Raw genomic sequence first — 16358 nt, 5'->3', positions numbered from 1 at the left:
TCCTTACGTACCGACCTGACGCACCACGAAATTCGTGGCGATCGGCAGCTTGGCGGCGGCGAGGCGGAACGCCTCGCGTGCCAGCTCTTCGCTCACGCCATCCATTTCGTACAGCATCTTGCCCGGCTGAATTTCAGCCACGTAGTATTCCGGGTTGCCCTTACCGTTACCCATACGGACTTCGGCAGGCTTCTTCGAAATCGGCTTGTCCGGGAAAATCCGGATCCAGATGCGGCCGCCACGCTTGATGTGACGGGTCATCGCACGACGTGCCGACTCGATCTGACGAGCGGTCAGACGGCCACGGCCCATTGCCTTCAGGCCGAATTCGCCGAAAGACACGGCGTTACCACGGGTAGCCTTACCCGTGTTGCGGCCCTTCTGCTCCTTGCGATACTTCCTACGCTTCGGTTGCAGCATTCTTATTCTCCACTCTTCGCGTCTGCGCCAGGCGCAGCGCGACGACCAGCACCGGCACCACCGCGGCGGTTGCCCGACGGACGGCCTTCGCCTTCACGGCGGCGGCCTTCCGGGCGACCCGGACGACGACGACGGTCTTCTTGCGGCTCTTCCACCACAGGCGCGTCATTGCGGCCCAGGTGATCGCCCTTGTAGACCCACACCTTGACACCGATGATGCCGTAGGTGGTTTCGGCTTCCGAGAAGCCGTAGTCGATGTCGGCGCGCAGGGTGTGCAGGGGCACACGGCCTTCGCGGTACCACTCGGTACGTGCGATTTCAATACCGTTCAGACGGCCCGAGCTCATGATCTTGATGCCCTGGGCACCCAGACGCATCGCGTTCTGCATCGCGCGCTTCATGGCGCGACGGAACATGATGCGGCGCTCGAGCTGCTGCGTGATCGAATCGGCGATCAGCTGCGCATCGGTTTCCGGCTTGCGGATTTCCTCGATGTTCACGTGCACGGGCACGCCCATGCGACGTTGCAGCTCGGCCTTCAGCAGTTCGATGTCCTCACCCTTCTTGCCGATCACCACGCCCGGACGCGAGCTGTAAATGGTGATACGTGCATTACGGGCCGGACGCTCGATCACAACACGGCCAACCGATGCGTTCTTGAGCTTCTTCTTCAGGAAGTCGCGAACTTCGATGTCTTCTTTCAGCATGCCGGCGAACTTCGTGTTGTTGGCGTACCAACGCGAAGCCCAGTTACGGCTGACGGCCAGACGGAAGCCAGTCGGATGAATCTTCTGTCCCATCGTGACTCCTTAGTTGCCGAGCGTCACAGTGATGTGACAGGTTTGTTTCTCGATGCGGTTGCCGCGGCCCTTCGCCCGTGCGGTGAAGCGCTTGAGCGAGGTTGCCTTGTCGACGAAGATCGATTTGACCTTCAGTTCGTCGATGTCGGCGCCTTCGTTGTGCTCGGCGTTGGCGATGGCCGATTCGACCACCTTCTTCACGATCCCGGCAGCCTTTTTCGGGCTAAACGTCAGGATGTTGAGCGCGCGCTCGATCGGCAGACCGCGGATCTGGTCAGCGACCAGACGCGTCTTCTGGGCGGAGATACGGGCACCGCGATGAATCGCTTTCACTTCCATGATGGCACCTTACCTCTTCGCTTTCTTGTCAGCCGCGTGGCCCTTGAACGTGCGAGTGATCGCAAATTCGCCGAGCTTGTGGCCGACCATGTTTTCCGTCACGTACACCGGCACGTGTTGACGGCCGTTGTGCACGGCGATCGTCAGGCCGATGAAATCAGGCATGATCGTCGAACGGCGCGACCATGTCTTGATGGGCTTCTTGTCCTTGCCGGCTACGGCCGTTTCCACCTTCTTCAGCAGGTGGTCGTCGCAGAACGGACCCTTTTTTGCGGAACGAGTCATATCTTTAGCTCCTACCTACCGATTAGCGCTTGTGGCGGCGCTGGACGATCATGCTGTCCGTGCGCTTGTTGCTGCGGGTACGGTAACCCTTGGCCGGGGTACCCCACGGCGAAACCGGGTCGCGACCAGCAGCAGTCTTGCCTTCACCACCACCATGCGGGTGGTCCACCGGGTTCATCACCACGCCGCGAACGGTCGGGCGAATACCGCGCCAGCGCGTGGCACCGGCCTTGCCGATCACACGCAGGCTGTGCTCTTCGTTGCCCACTTCACCGATGGTGGCGCGGCATTCGATATGCACGCGACGCACTTCACCGGAGCGCAGGCGAACCTGAGCGTACAGGCCTTCACGGGCCAGCAGCACGGCGGAACCACCAGCGGCACGGGCAACTTGCGCGCCCTTGCCAGGCAGGATTTCCACGTTGTTGATCGTGGTACCAACCGGGATGTTGCGGATCGGCAGGTTGTTACCGGCCTTGATCGGGGCTTCCGAGCCATTCATCAGGGCCTGGCCAGCTACCATGCCCTTGGTGGCGATGATGTAGCGGCGCTCGCCGTCGGCGAACAGCACCAGCGCGATGTTCGCGCTGCGGTTCGGATCGTATTCCAGGCGCTCGACCTTGGCGGCGATGCCGTCCTTGTCGCTGCGCTTGAAGTCGACCACGCGGTAGTGGTGCTTATGACCACCGCCCTTGTGGCGGGTGGTGATATGACCGTTGTTGTTACGACCCGACTTCTGGAATTGCTTTTCCAGCAGCGGAGCGTGCGGGGCGCCCTTGTGAAGGTCCTTGTTGACCACCTTCACCATCGAGCGACGACCCGGGGAAGTCGGCTTGGTCTTGACGAGTGCCATGATTACTTGGCCTCCGCTTCAAAATTGATTTCCTGACCCGGCTTCAGCGCCACGTATGCCTTCTTGACGTGGTTGCGACGGCCCATGAAGCGGCCAAAGCGCTTTTGCTTGCCCTTCTGGTTCAGGATCTGAACGGACTGCACCTCGACCTTGAACAGCAGTTCGACGGCGGCCTTCACTTCTGCCTTGTTGGCATCGCGAGCCACTTCGAACACAACCTGTTCGTTCTTGTCGGCTACCAGGGTTGCCTTTTCGGAAACCACCGGCGCGAGCAGCACCTGCATCAAACGATGATCGTTCTTGGCGACTTGCGTCATTTCAGCAACTCCTCGATCTGCGCGACAGCTGCCTTCGTCACGAGCACCTTCTTGTAGTGCACCAGCGACAGCGGATCAGCGTGACGCGGCTCCACGACTGCCACGTTCGGCAGGTTGCGCGAAGCCAGGTAGAGGTTTTCGTCGAGGCTGTCGGTAATGATCAGCACCGAGTCCAGGCCCATGGCCTTGAACTTGTCGGCCAGCAGCTTGGTCTTGGGTGCGTCGACAGCGAAACCGTCCACTACGTTGATACGACCTTCACGTGCGAGCTGCGAGTAAATCGAGCGCATACCGGCACGGAACATCTTCTTGTTGACCTTCTGGCTGAAGTTCTCTTCCGGCGAATTCGGGAAGATACGGCCACCGCCACGCCACAGCGGCGAGGACGACATACCGGCACGAGCACGGCCCGTACCCTTCTGGCGCCACGGCTTCTTGGTCGTGTGCTTGACCTCTTCGCGGTCCTTCTGCTTGCGGTTACCGCTACGGGCGTTGGCCTGATAGGCAACGACGATCTGGTGAACCAGAGCTTCGTTGTAGTCACGACCGAACACTTCGGCCGAGGCTGCAACGCCTGCGCCGACTTGACCGTTGTCCTGGAGGAGCTTGAGTTCCATTACATGCGCTCCTTAAGCTTTGGCCTTGACGGCCGGGGTCACGATGACCTTGCCGCCCTTGGAACCGGGGATGGCGCCCTTGACCAGCAGCAGCTTGCGCTCTGCGTCGATCTTGGCGATCTCGAGGTTTTGCACCGTGCGGGTGACGTCACCGAGGTGACCCGTCATGCGCTTGCCCGGGAACACGCGACCCGGATCCTGCGCCATACCGATGGAACCCGGCACGTTGTGCGAACGCGAGTTACCGTGGGTGGCACGACCCGAAGCGAAGTGGTAGCGCTTGATGGTACCGGCGTAGCCCTTACCGATGGTCACGCCCTGCACGTCGATCTTCTGACCGACCTGGAACAGGTCGACCGACAGCGAACCGCCAGCTTGCAGTTCGGCAGCCTTGGCTGCATCGATGCGGAATTCTTTGATGATTTCGCCAGCTTCCACGCCGGCTTTGGCGAGATGACCCGCCAGCGGCTTGGTGACGCGGCTTGCGCGCCGGCTGCCGAAGGTGACTTGAACCGCGGTATAACCGTCGGTCTCGTCCGTCTTGATTTGCGTCACGCGGTTGTCGCCGACCTCGACCACGGTAACGGGAATCGAATCACCGTCGTCCGTGAAAATACGGGTCATGCCAACCTTGCGACCTACAAGGCCAAGGCTCATGGTTTGCTCCATTCCCAGCTGCGATTGGCCGGGGCTGATTGATACACGAAACTGTGCGATTTGCGGGTTGCGCGAAAAGGATTGCGCTGGCTAAAACGGCCCCCACTACCCGGAGAAACGGGTAGCCTTACAATATAACCCAGCGGTTTGGAAAGGGCAAGATGATTTGCCGATTTCCGCGCCTGACCGTGTGCTTGGCGACGGAATTTGGCGAAATTGCGGCGCGAAGCCGACTTGGCGCGGCGCGATGTCCGTCGAAGCAGGCAATTCAGGGGGCCACGCGGGCGAAATCGCCGCAATTGGACACCAAGGGGATGGCCGTCGGAGGCCGAAAAACCAGTCGCCGGACACTGGCGGATCGGCATTGACCCATTGTTGGCGCCCGTAAAAAGAAAAACGGCGAACCGAAGTTCGCCGTTTCTTGCTGCATCAGGCCGCCAGAGCGGTCCGAAACATACTTACACCTTGATCTCGACGTCCACGCCGGCCGGCAGGTCGAGCTTCATCAGCGCGTCGACGGTCTTGTCCGTCGGATCGACGATGTCCATCAGGCGCTGGTGAGTGCGGATCTCGAACTGATCGCGGCTGGTCTTGTTGACGTGCGGCGAACGCAGGATGTCGAAGCGCTGGATGCGGGTCGGCAGGGGCACCGGGCCCTTGACGATCGCGCCGGTACGCTTGGCGGTATCCACGATTTCGGCGGCCGACTGGTCGATCAGGCGGTAGTCGAAAGCCTTCAGGCGGATACGGATCTTCTGGTTCTGCATGATTGTTCCTTAAAAGAGCGATGGGCAGTGAGCCCGGATTATAGGGGACATGCCCGCAGGCATGTCCCAGGAAGGTTGCTTAGTCGAGGATCTTTGCCACAACGCCGGCGCCGACGGTACGGCCACCTTCGCGGATTGCGAAGCGCAGACCTTCTTCCATGGCGATCGGAGCGATCAGCTTGACGGTGATCGACACGTTGTCACCCGGCATGACCATTTCCTTGTCCTTCGGCAGCTCGATCGAGCCAGTCACGTCGGTCGTACGGAAGTAGAACTGCGGGCGGTAGTTGTTGAAGAACGGCGTGTGACGGCCACCTTCGTCCTTCGACAGGATGTAGACCTCACCCGTGAAGTGCGTGTGCGGCTTGATCGAGCCCGGCTTGCACAGGACTTGACCACGCTCCACGTCTTCGCGCTTCGTGCCGCGCAGCAGCAGACCCACGTTGTCGCCCGCTTGACCTTGGTCCAGCAGCTTGCGGAACATTTCCACGCCCGTGCAGGTCGTCTTCACCGTCGGGCGGATACCCACGATTTCGATTTCTTCACCGACCTTGACCACGCCACGCTCGATACGGCCGGTCACCACCGTGCCGCGACCCGAGATCGAGAACACGTCTTCCACCGGCATCAGGAACGTACCGTCGACGGCGCGCTCCGGCGTCGGGATGTACGAGTCCAGTGCGTCGGCCAGGTTCATGATGGCCACTTCGCCCAGCTCGCCCTTGTCGCCTTCCAGCGCCAGCTTGGCCGAACCCTTGATGATCGGGGTGTCGTCGCCCGGGAAGTCGTACTTCGACAGAAGTTCGCGCACTTCCATTTCCACCAGTTCCAGCAGCTCGGCGTCATCGACCATGTCGCACTTGTTCAGGAACACGATGATGTACGGCACGCCAACCTGACGGGCCAGCAGGATGTGCTCGCGCGTTTGCGGCATCGGGCCGTCGGCAGCCGAGCAAACCAGGATCGCGCCGTCCATCTGCGCGGCGCCCGTGATCATGTTCTTCACATAGTCAGCGTGGCCCGGGCAGTCAACGTGGGCGTAGTGGCGGTTGGCCGTCTCGTATTCCACGTGTGCGGTGTTGATCGTGATGCCGCGTGCCTTTTCTTCCGGCGCTGCGTCGATTTCGTCGTACTTCTTGGCCGCGCCGCCGAACTTCGCAGCCAGCACCGTGGCAATCGCTGCCGTCAGCGTCGTCTTGCCGTGGTCAACGTGACCAATCGTACCTACGTTCACGTGCGGCTTGGTCCGCTCGAACTTTTCCTTTGCCATGTTTCAGCTCCTAATGGAATACAGTCAGATTCAATTCTTTGCGCCGCCACGCAGGTCATGCGTGGCGGCGAAGCTTTATTACTTGCCCTTGGCCGTCATCACAGCTTCGGCGATATTCTTCGGTGCCTCGGCGTAGTGCTTGAATTCCATGGTGTACGTGGCGCGGCCTTGCGTGGCCGAGCGCAGCGCGGTGGAGTAACCGAACATTTCCGACAGCGGAACTTCGGCCTTGATGATCTTGCCGCCGCCAACCATGTCGTCCATGCCCTGCACGATGCCGCGGCGGGACGACAGATCGCCCATCACGGTACCCGTGTAGTCTTCCGGCGTTTCCACTTCCACGGCCATCATCGGCTCCAGCAGAACCGGGCTGGCCTTGCGCATGGCTTCCTTGAAAGCCATCGAGCCGGCCATGCGGAACGCGTTTTCGTTCGAGTCCACGTCGTGGTACGAACCGAACGTCAGCGTGACCTTCACGTCCACCACCGGGAAGCCAGCCAGGATACCGGCCGGCAGCGTGTCGACGATACCCTTCTCGACCGCCGGGATGTATTCGCGAGGAATCACACCGCCCTTGATGGCGTCGATGAACTCGAAACCCTTGCCCGGCTCTTGCGGTTCCAGCGTGATCACGGCGTGGCCATACTGGCCGCGGCCGCCCGACTGCTTGACGAACTTGCCTTCGACGTCCTCGGCCTTCTTGCGAATGGTTTCGCGGTAGGCCACCTGCGGCGCGCCGATGTTGGCTTCCACGCCGAATTCGCGCTTCATGCGGTCGACCAGAATTTCCAGGTGGAGCTCGCCCATACCCGAAATGATGGTCTGACCCGATTCTTCATCGGTACGCACGCGGAACGACGGATCTTCGGCGGCCAGGCGGTTCAGGGCGATACCCATCTTTTCCTGGTCAGCCTTGGTCTTCGGCTCGACAGCCTGCGAGATCACCGGCTCCGGGAACACCATGCGCTCGAGCACGATCGGGGCAGCCGGATCGCACAGCGTGTCGCCGGTGGTCGCGTCCTTCAGGCCCACGGCAGCGGCGATGTCGCCGGCCAGCACTTCCTTGATTTCTTCGCGCTGGTTGGCGTGCATCTGCAGAATACGGCCCAGACGCTCCTTCTTCTGCTTCACCGGGTTGTACACGGTGTCGCCCGAGTTGATCTTGCCCGAGTAGACGCGGAAGAAGATCAGCTGGCCGACGAACGGGTCGGTCATGATCTTGAATGCCAGCGCCGAGAACTTCTCGTTGTCGTCGGCCTTGCGCTCGAGCTTCTTCTCGTCGTCGCTTTCGTCCACGCCCTTGACCGGCGGAATGTCCACCGGCGACGGCAGGAAGTCGATCACGGCGTCCAGCATACGCTGCACGCCCTTGTTCTTGAACGCGGTGCCGCACAGCATCGGCTGGATTTCGCAGGCGATGGTACGGTCACGCAGCGCCTTGACGATCTCGGCGCGGGTCAGCTCTTCGCCGCCCAGGTACTTTTCCATCAGCTCTTCGCTGGCTTCGGCGGCGGACTCGACCATCTTCTCGCGCCATTCGTCAGCGACGGCCTGCAGTTCGCCCGGGATGTCCTGGTATTCGAACTTCACGCCCTGGCTGGCTTCGTCCCAGATGATCGCCTTCATTTCCAGCAGGTCGATCACGCCCTGGAAGCCGTCTTCAGCGCCGATAGGCACCACGACGGGCACCGGGTTGGCCTTCAGGCGGGTCTTCAGCTGGTCGTAAACCTTGAAGAAGTTCGCGCCGGTACGGTCCATCTTGTTGACGAACGCCAGACGCGGCACGCCGTACTTGTTGGCCTGACGCCAGACGGTTTCCGACTGGGGCTGCACGCCACCCACTGCGCAGTACACCATGCAGGCGCCATCCAGCACGCGCATGGAACGCTCCACCTCGATGGTGAAGTCCACGTGCCCCGGGGTGTCGATGATGTTGAAGCGGTGCTCGGGATAGTTCCCGCCCATGCCCTTCCAGAAGGCGGTGGTAGCAGCGGAGGTAATCGTGATGCCACGCTCCTGCTCCTGCTCCATCCAGTCCATGGTGGCCGCGCCATCATGCACTTCACCGATCTTGTGGTTCACACCGGTGTAGAACAGGATCCGCTCGGTCGTGGTGGTTTTACCCGCGTCAATGTGAGCCGAAATACCGATGTTACGGTAACGCTCAATGGGAGTCTTACGAGCCACTTTAATCCTCTATTCGTCCATGAGGCGCAGAAATCTCATGGTCTGCGCCTTTAACACAAACGGGCGAGATGTGTGAAAACACAGCCCGCCCGGCAACCAACAGCGTTTTTCGCGCGCTTTAGAAGCGGAAGTGCGAGAACGCCTTGTTGGCTTCGGCCATGCGGTGTACTTCGTCGCGCTTCTTCATTGCGCCGCCGCGGCCTTCTGCAGCTTCCATCAGCTCACCTGCCAGGCGCAGCGCCATCGACTTCTCGCTGCGTTTTTTCGCGGCCTCGCGCAGCCAACGCATCGCCAATGCCAAACGACGCGACGGACGGACTTCGACCGGAACCTGATAGTTGGCGCCGCCCACGCGACGGCTCTTCACTTCCACCACCGGCTTCACGTTGTTGATCGCAACGGAGAACACTTCGATGGGGGCCTTGCCTGCCTTCTTTTCGATCTGGTCGAACGCGCCGTACACGATACGTTCGGCAACCGACTTCTTGCCGTCCAGCATCAGCACGTTCATGAACTTGGCAACTTCAACGTTACCGAACTTCGGATCAGGCAAAACGTCCCGCTTGGGGACTTCACGACGACGTGGCATCTTCTTTCCTTAAGATTCAGTTGAGAGGCGGTCTGAATAATCGCGCTCTCCGGCCACCAACTAGCTTGCCAGCACACTGACTGGACAAATTCGCCGGGTGACCACTTACTCGACGGCACGGCGCACAAAAAACGCTCCGTTGTACCGCCGCCTGGTGACAGCTCCATGACGTCCTGTCATGGCTGTCGGATATTGCTTTGCGTAAAAGCTTAGGCAGCCTTCGGACGCTTCGCACCGTACTTCGAACGGGCCTGCTTGCGGTCCTTCACGCCTTGCAGATCCAGCGAACCACGGACGATGTGGTAACGCACACCCGGCAGATCCTTCACACGGCCGCCGCGGATCAGCACGACCGAGTGTTCCTGCAGGTTGTGGCCTTCACCGCCGATATACGAAATGACTTCGAAACCGTTGGTCAGGCGCACCTTGGCAACCTTACGCAGTGCCGAGTTCGGCTTCTTCGGCGTCGTGGTGTACACACGGGTGCACACGCCGCGACGCTGGGGGCAGTTCTCAAGCGCCGGGCTCTTGCTCTTGACGACTTCAGAGACGCGCGGCTTGCGAACCAGTTGGTTGATAGTTGGCATTGTTCAATCCAGCTTGGTTTTACAAAAACACCCCTTCGCCAGGCTCTGACCAAGGGGCAACTACGGGTTTTGGACGGGAAAGGTGAGCGGACGCTCTGAAGGAAGGGCTGTGAAGTGACAGACTTGCCAAAGAGCGCGAGCTCGCCCGGATCCCGCTGCCGCCTGCCTGGTTGCGCCGCTGAGGGCACAATTCCGAGGGACGTGCGAAATCCAAAGCCAAAAACTCGAATCTGGCACTCTAGCAGGGGCACTGACAACGGTCAAGGGGTATACGCGACGTATACCCTGCGTCCCCCGTGTCCCGTGTCGCCCGGGCCGCCCCGCCCGTTCAGTTGCCGCGCAGCGTTTCGAGGATTTCCTCGCCGTAGCGCTCGAGCTTGGATGCACCGATTCCGGGCACCTCGGCCAGTTCGTCTAGCGATTCCGGCGCGCTGCGTGCCAGCTCGGCCAGCGTGGCGTCGTGGAAGATCACGTAGGCCGGCACGCCGTGGGATTTGGCGGTGGCCGTGCGCCAGGCCCGCAGCGCCTCCCAGTTGGAAAGCGTATCGGCATCCATCGTCGCCGTGTGATCGGTACGCGGCCCGCCGCGCCCCGCGCGTTCGCCGGACTTGCCCGGCTTGCTGACCTGCCGGCGCAGCGTGACCGATTGCTCGCCCTTGAGCACGGCCCGCGCCGGATCGCCCAGCAGCAGCGCGCCATGGCCACCGTGATCGATCACCAGCAGGCCGTGGGCAATCAATTGCCGGAAGATGGCATGCCATTCGGCCACCGACAGATCCTTGCCGATGCCGAACGTCGACACCTTGTCATGGCCCCACTGCCGGATCTTCTCGCTGGCATTGCCGCGCAGCACGTCGATCAGGTGGGTGGCGCCAAAATGCACGCGGCTGGCCTGCGCCGTGCGGTACACGCAGGACAGCGCCATCTGCGCCTCGCGCGTGCCGTCCCAGGTGGCGGGCGGCTCCAGGCAGGTATCGCAGTTGCCGCAAGGGCCCGCCGATTCTTCAAAATAGGCCAGAATCCGCACGCGCCGGCAGCCCGCCGTTTCGCACAGACCCAGCAGCGCGTCGAGCTTGGACGATGACACGCGCTTGTGCGCGTCGTCCGCCTCCGACTCGTCGATCATGCGCTTCTGCTGGACGACATCGCCAAGCCCGTAGGCCATCCAGGCATTGGCCGGCAGGCCGTCGCGGCCGGCACGCCCGGTTTCCTGGTAATAGCCTTCCATGCTCTTGGGCAGGTCCAGATGCGCCACGAACCGCACATCGGGCTTGTCGATGCCCATGCCGAAGGCAATGGTGGCCACCATCACGATGCCCTCTTCCTCGCGGAAGCGCGCCTGATGATGCTGCCGCACCTGCGCATCCATGCCGGCGTGGTAGCCCAGCGCGTTGATGCCGTGACTGGCCAGCCATTGCGCGGTGTCTTCCACCTTCTTGCGCGACAGGCAATAGACGATGCCGCTGTCGTGCCCGCCGTCGCCATTCATATGCTCGGCCTTGATGAACGCCAGCAGCTGGTTCCGCGCGTTGTCCTTCTCGACGATGCGGTAGCGGATATTGGGACGATCGAAGCTGGAAATAAAGACGCGCGCATCGTCGAGCGCCAGCCGCTCGATGATCTCGTTACGCGTCAGCGCGTCGGCCGTGGCGGTCAGCGCAATGCGCGGCACATTCGGGAATCGCTCGTGCAGCACAGACAGCTGGATATATTCCGGCCGGAAGTCGTGGCCCCATTGCGACACGCAATGCGCCTCGTCGATAGCGAACAAACCCACGCGGGTGCGATCCAGCAGATCCAGAAAGCGCGGCGTCATCAGCCGCTCGGGCGCCACATAGAGGATGTCCAGCCGCCCGGCCAGCAGGTCGCGCTCGACCGCCGAGGCCTCGCTGCTGCTCAGCGTGGAGTTCAGCACCGCGGCGCGCACGCCGGCTTCGGTCAGCGCCGCCACCTGGTCCTGCATCAGCGCGATCAGCGGCGATACCACGATGCCCACGCCCTGGCCGGCCTGCTGGCGCAGCAACGCCGGAATCTGATAGCAAAGCGACTTGCCACCGCCGGTCGGCATCAGCACCAGGCAATCGCCGCCGTCCGCCACATGGTCGATGATCTCCGCTTGCGTGCCACGGAATGCGTGGTAGCCGAAGACTTCTTTGAGGATCGCCAGGGCGCGCGACATGGGACAGCAGCAGATCGGAAAGCCGGGAAAGGCGTAACCATACCACTCCATGCCCGATCGGACGGAATGTGTCTGCGCTGGTGTGGCACTGGCGCCAATCGCCACACGCGATTTGGCGGCGCCGCCGACAGTCTTGCGCCAGCACAAGCACCGTGCGGCACGCCGGTCATAGCATGGCAGGCGAGGTCCCCAAGATAGCAACATGCAGCGCCATTCCTTTTCCCTGCCCATCGAGATCCTGCGCGATGGATCGGAACCGTACAAGCGGCAGATCATGCGGCAGGTGGAACACATGATCCTGTCCGGCCGTCTGCAGCCGGACGATCGGCTACCGTCCATCGCCTGCCTGGTTGCCATGCTGCGTGTCTCGCGCAACACCGTGGTCGGCGCCTATGAAGGCCTGACCGACGCCGGCCTGCTGCGGGGCGAGCCGGGTCGCGGCTTCTATGTGGCGGAAGCGATCCCCCGCGCGTCACCCGCGCCACCTCCCGTCCCGGCCATCCCGGAAGCGCCAGCGGTGCCTCCCCGGTCATTGCAGGCGAGTGCCGGCATATCGCCGCCTGGCGTGCATGCCGCCCCGCCCCGCTATCCCGTGACGTTCGACTTCAAGATCGGACGTCCCGCGCCGGATGCCTTTCCGACGCGCCGCTGGGCCATGTTGTCGAACCCGCTGCTGCGCCAGATGCGGCACGCCATCAGCGAATATCCGCCGGCGGAGGGCCTCTGGGGCCTGCGCATGCAGATCGCCGACTACCTTGCCGCGACCCGCGCGCTGGCGGTCGATCCGACGCAGATCCTGATCGTCGCCGGCGTCCAGGAGGCACTGCACCTGCTTTCCGCGCATCTCGTCCACCACGGGGACCGCGTCGTGGTGGAATCGCCCGGCTATGCGGGCTTCTGCAACCTGCCCCACCTCCGGCACGCGGTACGAATCGCGGTACCCGTCGACGCGGACGGCCTGTGCACGCACGCGCTGCCGCATGAGCCGGTGCAACTGGCGTACACCACGCCGTCGCATCAGTATCCGCTCGGCTACACGATGTCGATGGACCGGCGCCGCGCGTTGCTGGATTGGGCCGCGCAAGTCGGCGCCTGCGTGATCGAAGACGACTACGACGGCGACTTCGCCTACGACAGCGCGCCGCCACCGCCGCTCATGGCGCTCGATCCATCGCGTGTGGTCTACGTCGGATCGTTCTCGAAGGTACTCGGGCCGGGCCTGCGACTCGGATTCATGGTGTGTCCGCCCTGGCTGACCGACGCCATCGCGCGTCGCAAGGCGTTGCTGAATCACGGATGTCCCTGGCTCGAGCAGGCCGTGCTGGCACGGCTGTTCGAATATGGCGATTACAGCCGGCATCTGTACCGGCTGCGCCGCCGCTATCGTGAGCAACGCGATGCCCTGCTTTCCGGCTTGCGCGACATCTGGGGCGCCCATTGCCAGATCAGCGGCACAGGCACCGGCATGCATGTAGCACTGCACTTGCCGCCCGGCACCCCGGACGCCCCCAGTATCGCGAACCGCGCCCTGGCGCAAGGCGTGAGGCTGTACACCATGGAAGAAGCCGCCTGTGCGCACATTGCTGCAGCCGGCAACCGCGTGCTACTGCTGGGCTACGCCTCGCAAAACGTTGCGCAGATTCGTGAGGCGATGGCCAGGCTAAAGCTGACGGTGGCCGGTTGCCACGCGCGGCAACCGGCTTCCAGCACATCGGTCAGCCTGGCCGTGGATGCCTAGCGCGCCCCGGGCATCGTGCCGAAATGGCGTGACAACGCGTCGATGGCGGCGTCGTCCAGCGGCTCCGCCATCGGTCGCATCACGGCATCATCTCGCCGCGCGGCCTTGAAGTCGCGCAGTTGCTTGGCCAGGTATTCCGGCTTCTGTCCGGCAAGATTGGGATACAGGGCGACGCTACTGATGCCATCGACCCCATGGCACGACGCGCACAGCGGCAGGATGGCCGCCACCTGATCGGGCAGCTTCTGCGCTGCCGGCGCAGTCGGTGCGGACGGCGCCGCGGCTGTGGCAGGCGTCGCCGCATGCAAGGTCATGGCCGCCGTCATCAGGGCGAGCAGCGCGGCCGGCTTGTTCCATCGAGACTTGATCATGGCCACTCTCCTCAGTTCTTCCGCGTCGCCGGCAAACCCACCGAGATCCACTGCGTGCGCGCACGCGAGAAGATGCCGGCAGGGCTTTCCATCTTGTGTTCGGCCACCAGGGCAAGCGTCTTGCTGTCGTACACGCGCAGGCGATCGCCGTAGTAGCCGGCGCTGACGTACAGATACTGGCCATTCCGGGTGTATTCCGGGAAGAACGCATGGCCGCCGGCATCGAGCGTGCGCACGACTTCGAGCGATTGCTTGTCGATCAGCTGGATGTGCGCGGCCTTCTTGTCCTTCGAGACGATATCCACGGCCACGTACGGTGCGTCGGGATGCGCGGCTGGCGATTCCGTTGGGCCATCCACCTTGATGTTCTTCACCACCGAGAAGTCGCTCGTGTCCCACACCGTCACGACATCGCCCTTGTCGCATTTGCCGATATTCGTGCCGAACGCCAGCATCCGGCCACCCACCGGGGTCACGGCACCGGAGCCCACATGGGGCTGGCAGCCGGCCGGAATATCGCGCGCCACCTTGTTCTCCTTGAGGTCGATGGCCACGATCTTGTTGTCGCCGTAGGACGCCACCATCGAGTAGCGCCCATCGGGCGTCAGGAATGTGTCGTGCAGCATGCGGCCCACGCCTTCCAGCTTCGTCACCGGCATGCCTTCGCGGTCCGGATCGACGATCCAGATCTGGCCGGCCTGACGCAGCGTCAGCGCAAACTTGTTATTGATGCGGCTGCCGATGACCGGGCCACCCGCCGACTGGATGAACTTGCCGTCGGGGTCCTTGCCTTCGAGCCGCAGGTACTTCACGGGCTCCAGCGTGTCCGCCTTCAGAATCACCACCAGGTTCGGCACGAAAGAACTGGCCGCCAGCCATTTGCCGTCCATGGACACGGCGATACCGGGCCCGGTCAACCCTGTCTTGACCTTGCGCACGACCTTGAGCGAGTAGAGGTCGATCTTGTAGACGTGGCCGTCATCGCTCTTCAGCCAGGCCCATCGCTCGTTGACGGGGCTGAACTCCATGATGTGCGGTGCGATCGGCGTAGCAATTTCGCCAACTACCTGGTTGGTCGTGCCGTCCAGGAAGACCGTCTTCGCGTTGTCGTTGCCCGTACCGCGCCCGTAGCGACCGCGCGCCATGACCACCATCAGGTCATAGACCGAGCCGATCTGATATGTGGGCTTGGACGGGAGCGTGGATTCATCCACCAGCACTTCGAGGCTGTCGCGAATCTGCTGCATCGACCATTCCGGCTTGCCCACGGGCTGGGTCCGGATGTACTCGGCCACCAGCCGGATGTCCTCATCGGACATGCGCGAATGGAACGGCGGCATCAGCGTATCGGGGATGCCGGTCATGATCGCGCCACGCAGCGCGGCATCGCTCTGCACCAGCCTGTCCTTGTGCAGGGCGGGCCCGACGTAGCCGCCCCGGCTGGCGGAATGGCAGACCGCGCAATTGGCCTGGTAAAGGTCGTCAGCGCGTTTCAGCGCGTCTGCCGTCATGGCGTACAACGCGCCAGACACACTGGCGAGCATGGCGGCAACTAAAGTCCTGGCAAGCATCGTCCGGATCCTCCGTGGGTAGTTTGAGTAGTAACGATGCGATCAATGTGCCATCGCGTTTCCTCCACGCCTGGGGGATGCAACGGGAATTCCGATGGGTACGGTTTCGCCGATGTCGCGGATCGGCATCACTCCCCGGACTTACGCCCGAGCAATGCTGACGAATTTGCGATAGCGCAAGCGTGGGCCTGCCGACGCGGACTACGATCCGACGATCTACGCCCTTGCCATTCGTATGCCCGGCCTCGAGTCACTCGGGCAAGCCGGCATCGTCGGCGGGTGCCTGACGCGTGGATACGCTAATGCAGTGGCCTTACCGAAGGCCACCGGGCAGCGGGATGCCCCGCCCGGACAGCGGATCGGGATCGACGGGACGAGGCATGGCGGCCGGCGATGTGTCCCGACGCACGGCATCGATTTGCTGCTGCCGCGCCTGCTGCTCGAGCATGGCGCACAGATTCGCATCGCCCTTGCCGGCGGCGCAATCGTGCTGCTGCGTGAAGCGCAGTTGGCGCTCGTCTTCGATGGTCTGCGGCGGCTTTGGGGATAGGTCCAGCTGAAACGCGTGGGCCATCGACGCCGTGGCGATCATGGCACCGCATCCGGCCGCGCTCAGCAGCCGACAAACCCAACGTGCAGGCGTCTGTAGCGTCATGATCGAAGCGCTGCCGGGCGAGCGGAATGAAAGATCCCACACCGTAGCGCCACTGCCGACCTGCCGGTTTGATTCATACCAAGCGATCGAACCGATCGGCGCGAGACGAAAAAAAACCCGGCTCGATCGAGCCGGGTTCTTCATTGCTGCGTAACT

18 protein-coding genes are annotated in these 16358 nt (G+C 62.6%); 1 reads left to right on the top strand and 17 read right to left on the bottom strand.

Translation table 11 applies throughout. The features are described 5' to 3' along the window. Positions 1 to 3: 3 nt before the first annotated feature. From rplP to recQ, 14 genes are all read right to left on the bottom strand, one after another. Positions 4 to 420, bottom strand: a complete 417-nt coding sequence (gene rplP, locus AC3FJ6_RS23665) for a 50S ribosomal protein L16 (RefSeq protein ID WP_006576240.1) — start codon at positions 418 to 420, stop codon at positions 4 to 6. A gap of 2 nt (positions 421 to 422) precedes the next feature. Next, positions 423 to 1220 carry a 30S ribosomal protein S3 gene (rpsC, locus tag AC3FJ6_RS23660; protein ID WP_092602196.1) on the bottom strand — a complete coding sequence of 266 codons (798 nt, stop codon included), beginning with the start codon at positions 1218 to 1220 and terminating at the stop codon, positions 423 to 425. A gap of 9 nt (positions 1221 to 1229) precedes the next feature. After that, positions 1230 to 1559, bottom strand: coding sequence for a 50S ribosomal protein L22 (gene rplV / locus AC3FJ6_RS23655; RefSeq protein ID WP_092602198.1), 330 nt, complete (start codon positions 1557 to 1559; stop codon positions 1230 to 1232). A gap of 9 nt (positions 1560 to 1568) precedes the next feature. Further along, on the bottom strand, positions 1569 to 1844 hold the full coding sequence (gene rpsS, locus AC3FJ6_RS23650; RefSeq protein WP_092602200.1) for a 30S ribosomal protein S19: 276 nt from the start codon (positions 1842 to 1844) through the stop codon (positions 1569 to 1571). A gap of 22 nt (positions 1845 to 1866) precedes the next feature. Further along, positions 1867 to 2697 carry a 50S ribosomal protein L2 gene (gene rplB / locus AC3FJ6_RS23645; protein ID WP_092602202.1) on the bottom strand — a complete coding sequence of 277 codons (831 nt, stop codon included), beginning with the start codon at positions 2695 to 2697 and terminating at the stop codon, positions 1867 to 1869. Between the two features lie 2 nt (positions 2698 to 2699). After that, the gene (gene rplW, locus AC3FJ6_RS23640) at positions 2700 to 3014 is read right to left on the bottom strand and encodes a 50S ribosomal protein L23 (protein ID WP_061956557.1); all 315 of its coding nucleotides are present in this window, start codon (positions 3012 to 3014) and stop codon (positions 2700 to 2702) included. Continuing rightward, the gene (gene rplD, locus AC3FJ6_RS23635) at positions 3011 to 3631 is read right to left on the bottom strand and encodes a 50S ribosomal protein L4 (protein ID WP_092602204.1); all 621 of its coding nucleotides are present in this window, start codon (positions 3629 to 3631) and stop codon (positions 3011 to 3013) included. Before rplD ends, rplW begins: the two co-directional genes overlap by 4 nt. 12 nt (positions 3632 to 3643) lie before the next feature. Then, positions 3644 to 4288 carry a 50S ribosomal protein L3 gene (rplC, locus tag AC3FJ6_RS23630; protein ID WP_066731279.1) on the bottom strand — a complete coding sequence of 215 codons (645 nt, stop codon included), beginning with the start codon at positions 4286 to 4288 and terminating at the stop codon, positions 3644 to 3646. A gap of 458 nt (positions 4289 to 4746) precedes the next feature. After that, positions 4747 to 5055 (bottom strand): 30S ribosomal protein S10, encoded by a 309-nt coding sequence (gene rpsJ, locus AC3FJ6_RS23625; RefSeq protein ID WP_006160488.1) that lies wholly within the window; start codon positions 5053 to 5055, stop codon positions 4747 to 4749. Between the two features lie 79 nt (positions 5056 to 5134). Then, positions 5135 to 6325, bottom strand: a complete 1191-nt coding sequence (gene tuf, locus AC3FJ6_RS23620; RefSeq protein WP_029051586.1) for an elongation factor Tu — start codon at positions 6323 to 6325, stop codon at positions 5135 to 5137. Positions 6326 to 6403: 78 nt separating this feature from the next. Further along, the gene (gene fusA / locus AC3FJ6_RS23615) at positions 6404 to 8512 is read right to left on the bottom strand and encodes an elongation factor G (RefSeq protein ID WP_400393460.1); all 2109 of its coding nucleotides are present in this window, start codon (positions 8510 to 8512) and stop codon (positions 6404 to 6406) included. A gap of 118 nt (positions 8513 to 8630) precedes the next feature. Continuing rightward, positions 8631 to 9101 (bottom strand): 30S ribosomal protein S7, encoded by a 471-nt coding sequence (rpsG, locus tag AC3FJ6_RS23610; protein WP_066734316.1) that lies wholly within the window; start codon positions 9099 to 9101, stop codon positions 8631 to 8633. 209 nt (positions 9102 to 9310) lie between these two features. After that, positions 9311 to 9688, bottom strand: a complete 378-nt coding sequence (gene rpsL, locus AC3FJ6_RS23605) for a 30S ribosomal protein S12 (protein WP_010810460.1) — start codon at positions 9686 to 9688, stop codon at positions 9311 to 9313. Positions 9689 to 10016: 328 nt separating this feature from the next. After that, a complete protein-coding gene (recQ, locus tag AC3FJ6_RS23600; protein ID WP_488773992.1) occupies positions 10017 to 11867 on the bottom strand; it encodes a DNA helicase RecQ in 1851 nt (616 codons plus the stop codon). A gap of 202 nt (positions 11868 to 12069) precedes the next feature. Here recQ and pdxR point away from each other — a divergent pair, with 202 nt between their 5' ends. Further along, a complete protein-coding gene (pdxR, locus tag AC3FJ6_RS23595; protein ID WP_488773991.1) occupies positions 12070 to 13605 on the top strand; it encodes a MocR-like pyridoxine biosynthesis transcription factor PdxR in 1536 nt (511 codons plus the stop codon). Here pdxR and AC3FJ6_RS23590 read toward each other — a convergent pair. The 3 genes from AC3FJ6_RS23590 to AC3FJ6_RS23580 all read right to left on the bottom strand — a co-directional run bounded on the left by AC3FJ6_RS23590 (position 13602) and on the right by AC3FJ6_RS23580 (position 16346). Beyond that, the gene (locus tag AC3FJ6_RS23590) at positions 13602 to 13976 is read right to left on the bottom strand and encodes a c-type cytochrome (protein ID WP_488773990.1); all 375 of its coding nucleotides are present in this window, start codon (positions 13974 to 13976) and stop codon (positions 13602 to 13604) included. The two genes, pdxR and AC3FJ6_RS23590, sit on opposite strands and share 4 nt — an antisense overlap. A gap of 11 nt (positions 13977 to 13987) precedes the next feature. After that, positions 13988 to 15547 (bottom strand): cytochrome D1 domain-containing protein, encoded by a 1560-nt coding sequence (locus tag AC3FJ6_RS23585; protein WP_488773989.1) that lies wholly within the window; start codon positions 15545 to 15547, stop codon positions 13988 to 13990. Between the two features lie 313 nt (positions 15548 to 15860). After that, positions 15861 to 16346 carry a hypothetical protein gene (locus AC3FJ6_RS23580; RefSeq protein ID WP_488773988.1) on the bottom strand — a complete coding sequence of 162 codons (486 nt, stop codon included), beginning with the start codon at positions 16344 to 16346 and terminating at the stop codon, positions 15861 to 15863. Positions 16347 to 16358 lie beyond the last annotated feature (12 nt).

This window comes from Cupriavidus sp. 94F1 (assembly GCF_057798875.1).
The sequence above is the reverse complement of the archived record's forward strand: the minus strand, read 5'-3'. Positions and strand labels throughout refer to the sequence as shown.

Coding starts and splice junctions, on each gene's coding strand:
- rplC (WP_066731279.1), bottom strand. CDS start 4,288: ATGAGCCTTGGCCTTGTAGGTCGCAAGGTTGGCATGACCCGTATTTTC.
- pdxR (WP_488773991.1), top strand. CDS start 12,070: ATGCAGCGCCATTCCTTTTCCCTGCCCATCGAGATCCTGCGCGATGGA.
- rplV (WP_092602198.1), bottom strand. CDS start 1,559: ATGGAAGTGAAAGCGATTCATCGCGGTGCCCGTATCTCCGCCCAGAAG.
- rpsJ (WP_006160488.1), bottom strand. CDS start 5,055: ATGCAGAACCAGAAGATCCGTATCCGCCTGAAGGCTTTCGACTACCGC.
- rpsL (WP_010810460.1), bottom strand. CDS start 9,688: ATGCCAACTATCAACCAACTGGTTCGCAAGCCGCGCGTCTCTGAAGTC.
- rpsS (WP_092602200.1), bottom strand. CDS start 1,844: ATGACTCGTTCCGCAAAAAAGGGTCCGTTCTGCGACGACCACCTGCTG.
- tuf (WP_029051586.1), bottom strand. CDS start 6,325: ATGGCAAAGGAAAAGTTCGAGCGGACCAAGCCGCACGTGAACGTAGGT.
- rplD (WP_092602204.1), bottom strand. CDS start 3,631: ATGGAACTCAAGCTCCTCCAGGACAACGGTCAAGTCGGCGCAGGCGTT.
- recQ (WP_488773992.1), bottom strand. CDS start 11,867: ATGTCGCGCGCCCTGGCGATCCTCAAAGAAGTCTTCGGCTACCACGCA.
- rplB (WP_092602202.1), bottom strand. CDS start 2,697: ATGGCACTCGTCAAGACCAAGCCGACTTCCCCGGGTCGTCGCTCGATG.
- rplP (WP_006576240.1), bottom strand. CDS start 420: ATGCTGCAACCGAAGCGTAGGAAGTATCGCAAGGAGCAGAAGGGCCGC.
- AC3FJ6_RS23585 (WP_488773989.1), bottom strand. CDS start 15,547: ATGCTTGCCAGGACTTTAGTTGCCGCCATGCTCGCCAGTGTGTCTGGC.
- rpsG (WP_066734316.1), bottom strand. CDS start 9,101: ATGCCACGTCGTCGTGAAGTCCCCAAGCGGGACGTTTTGCCTGATCCG.
- AC3FJ6_RS23590 (WP_488773990.1), bottom strand. CDS start 13,976: ATGATCAAGTCTCGATGGAACAAGCCGGCCGCGCTGCTCGCCCTGATG.
- rplW (WP_061956557.1), bottom strand. CDS start 3,014: ATGACGCAAGTCGCCAAGAACGATCATCGTTTGATGCAGGTGCTGCTC.
- AC3FJ6_RS23580 (WP_488773988.1), bottom strand. CDS start 16,346: ATGAAGAACCCGGCTCGATCGAGCCGGGTTTTTTTTCGTCTCGCGCCG.
- rpsC (WP_092602196.1), bottom strand. CDS start 1,220: ATGGGACAGAAGATTCATCCGACTGGCTTCCGTCTGGCCGTCAGCCGT.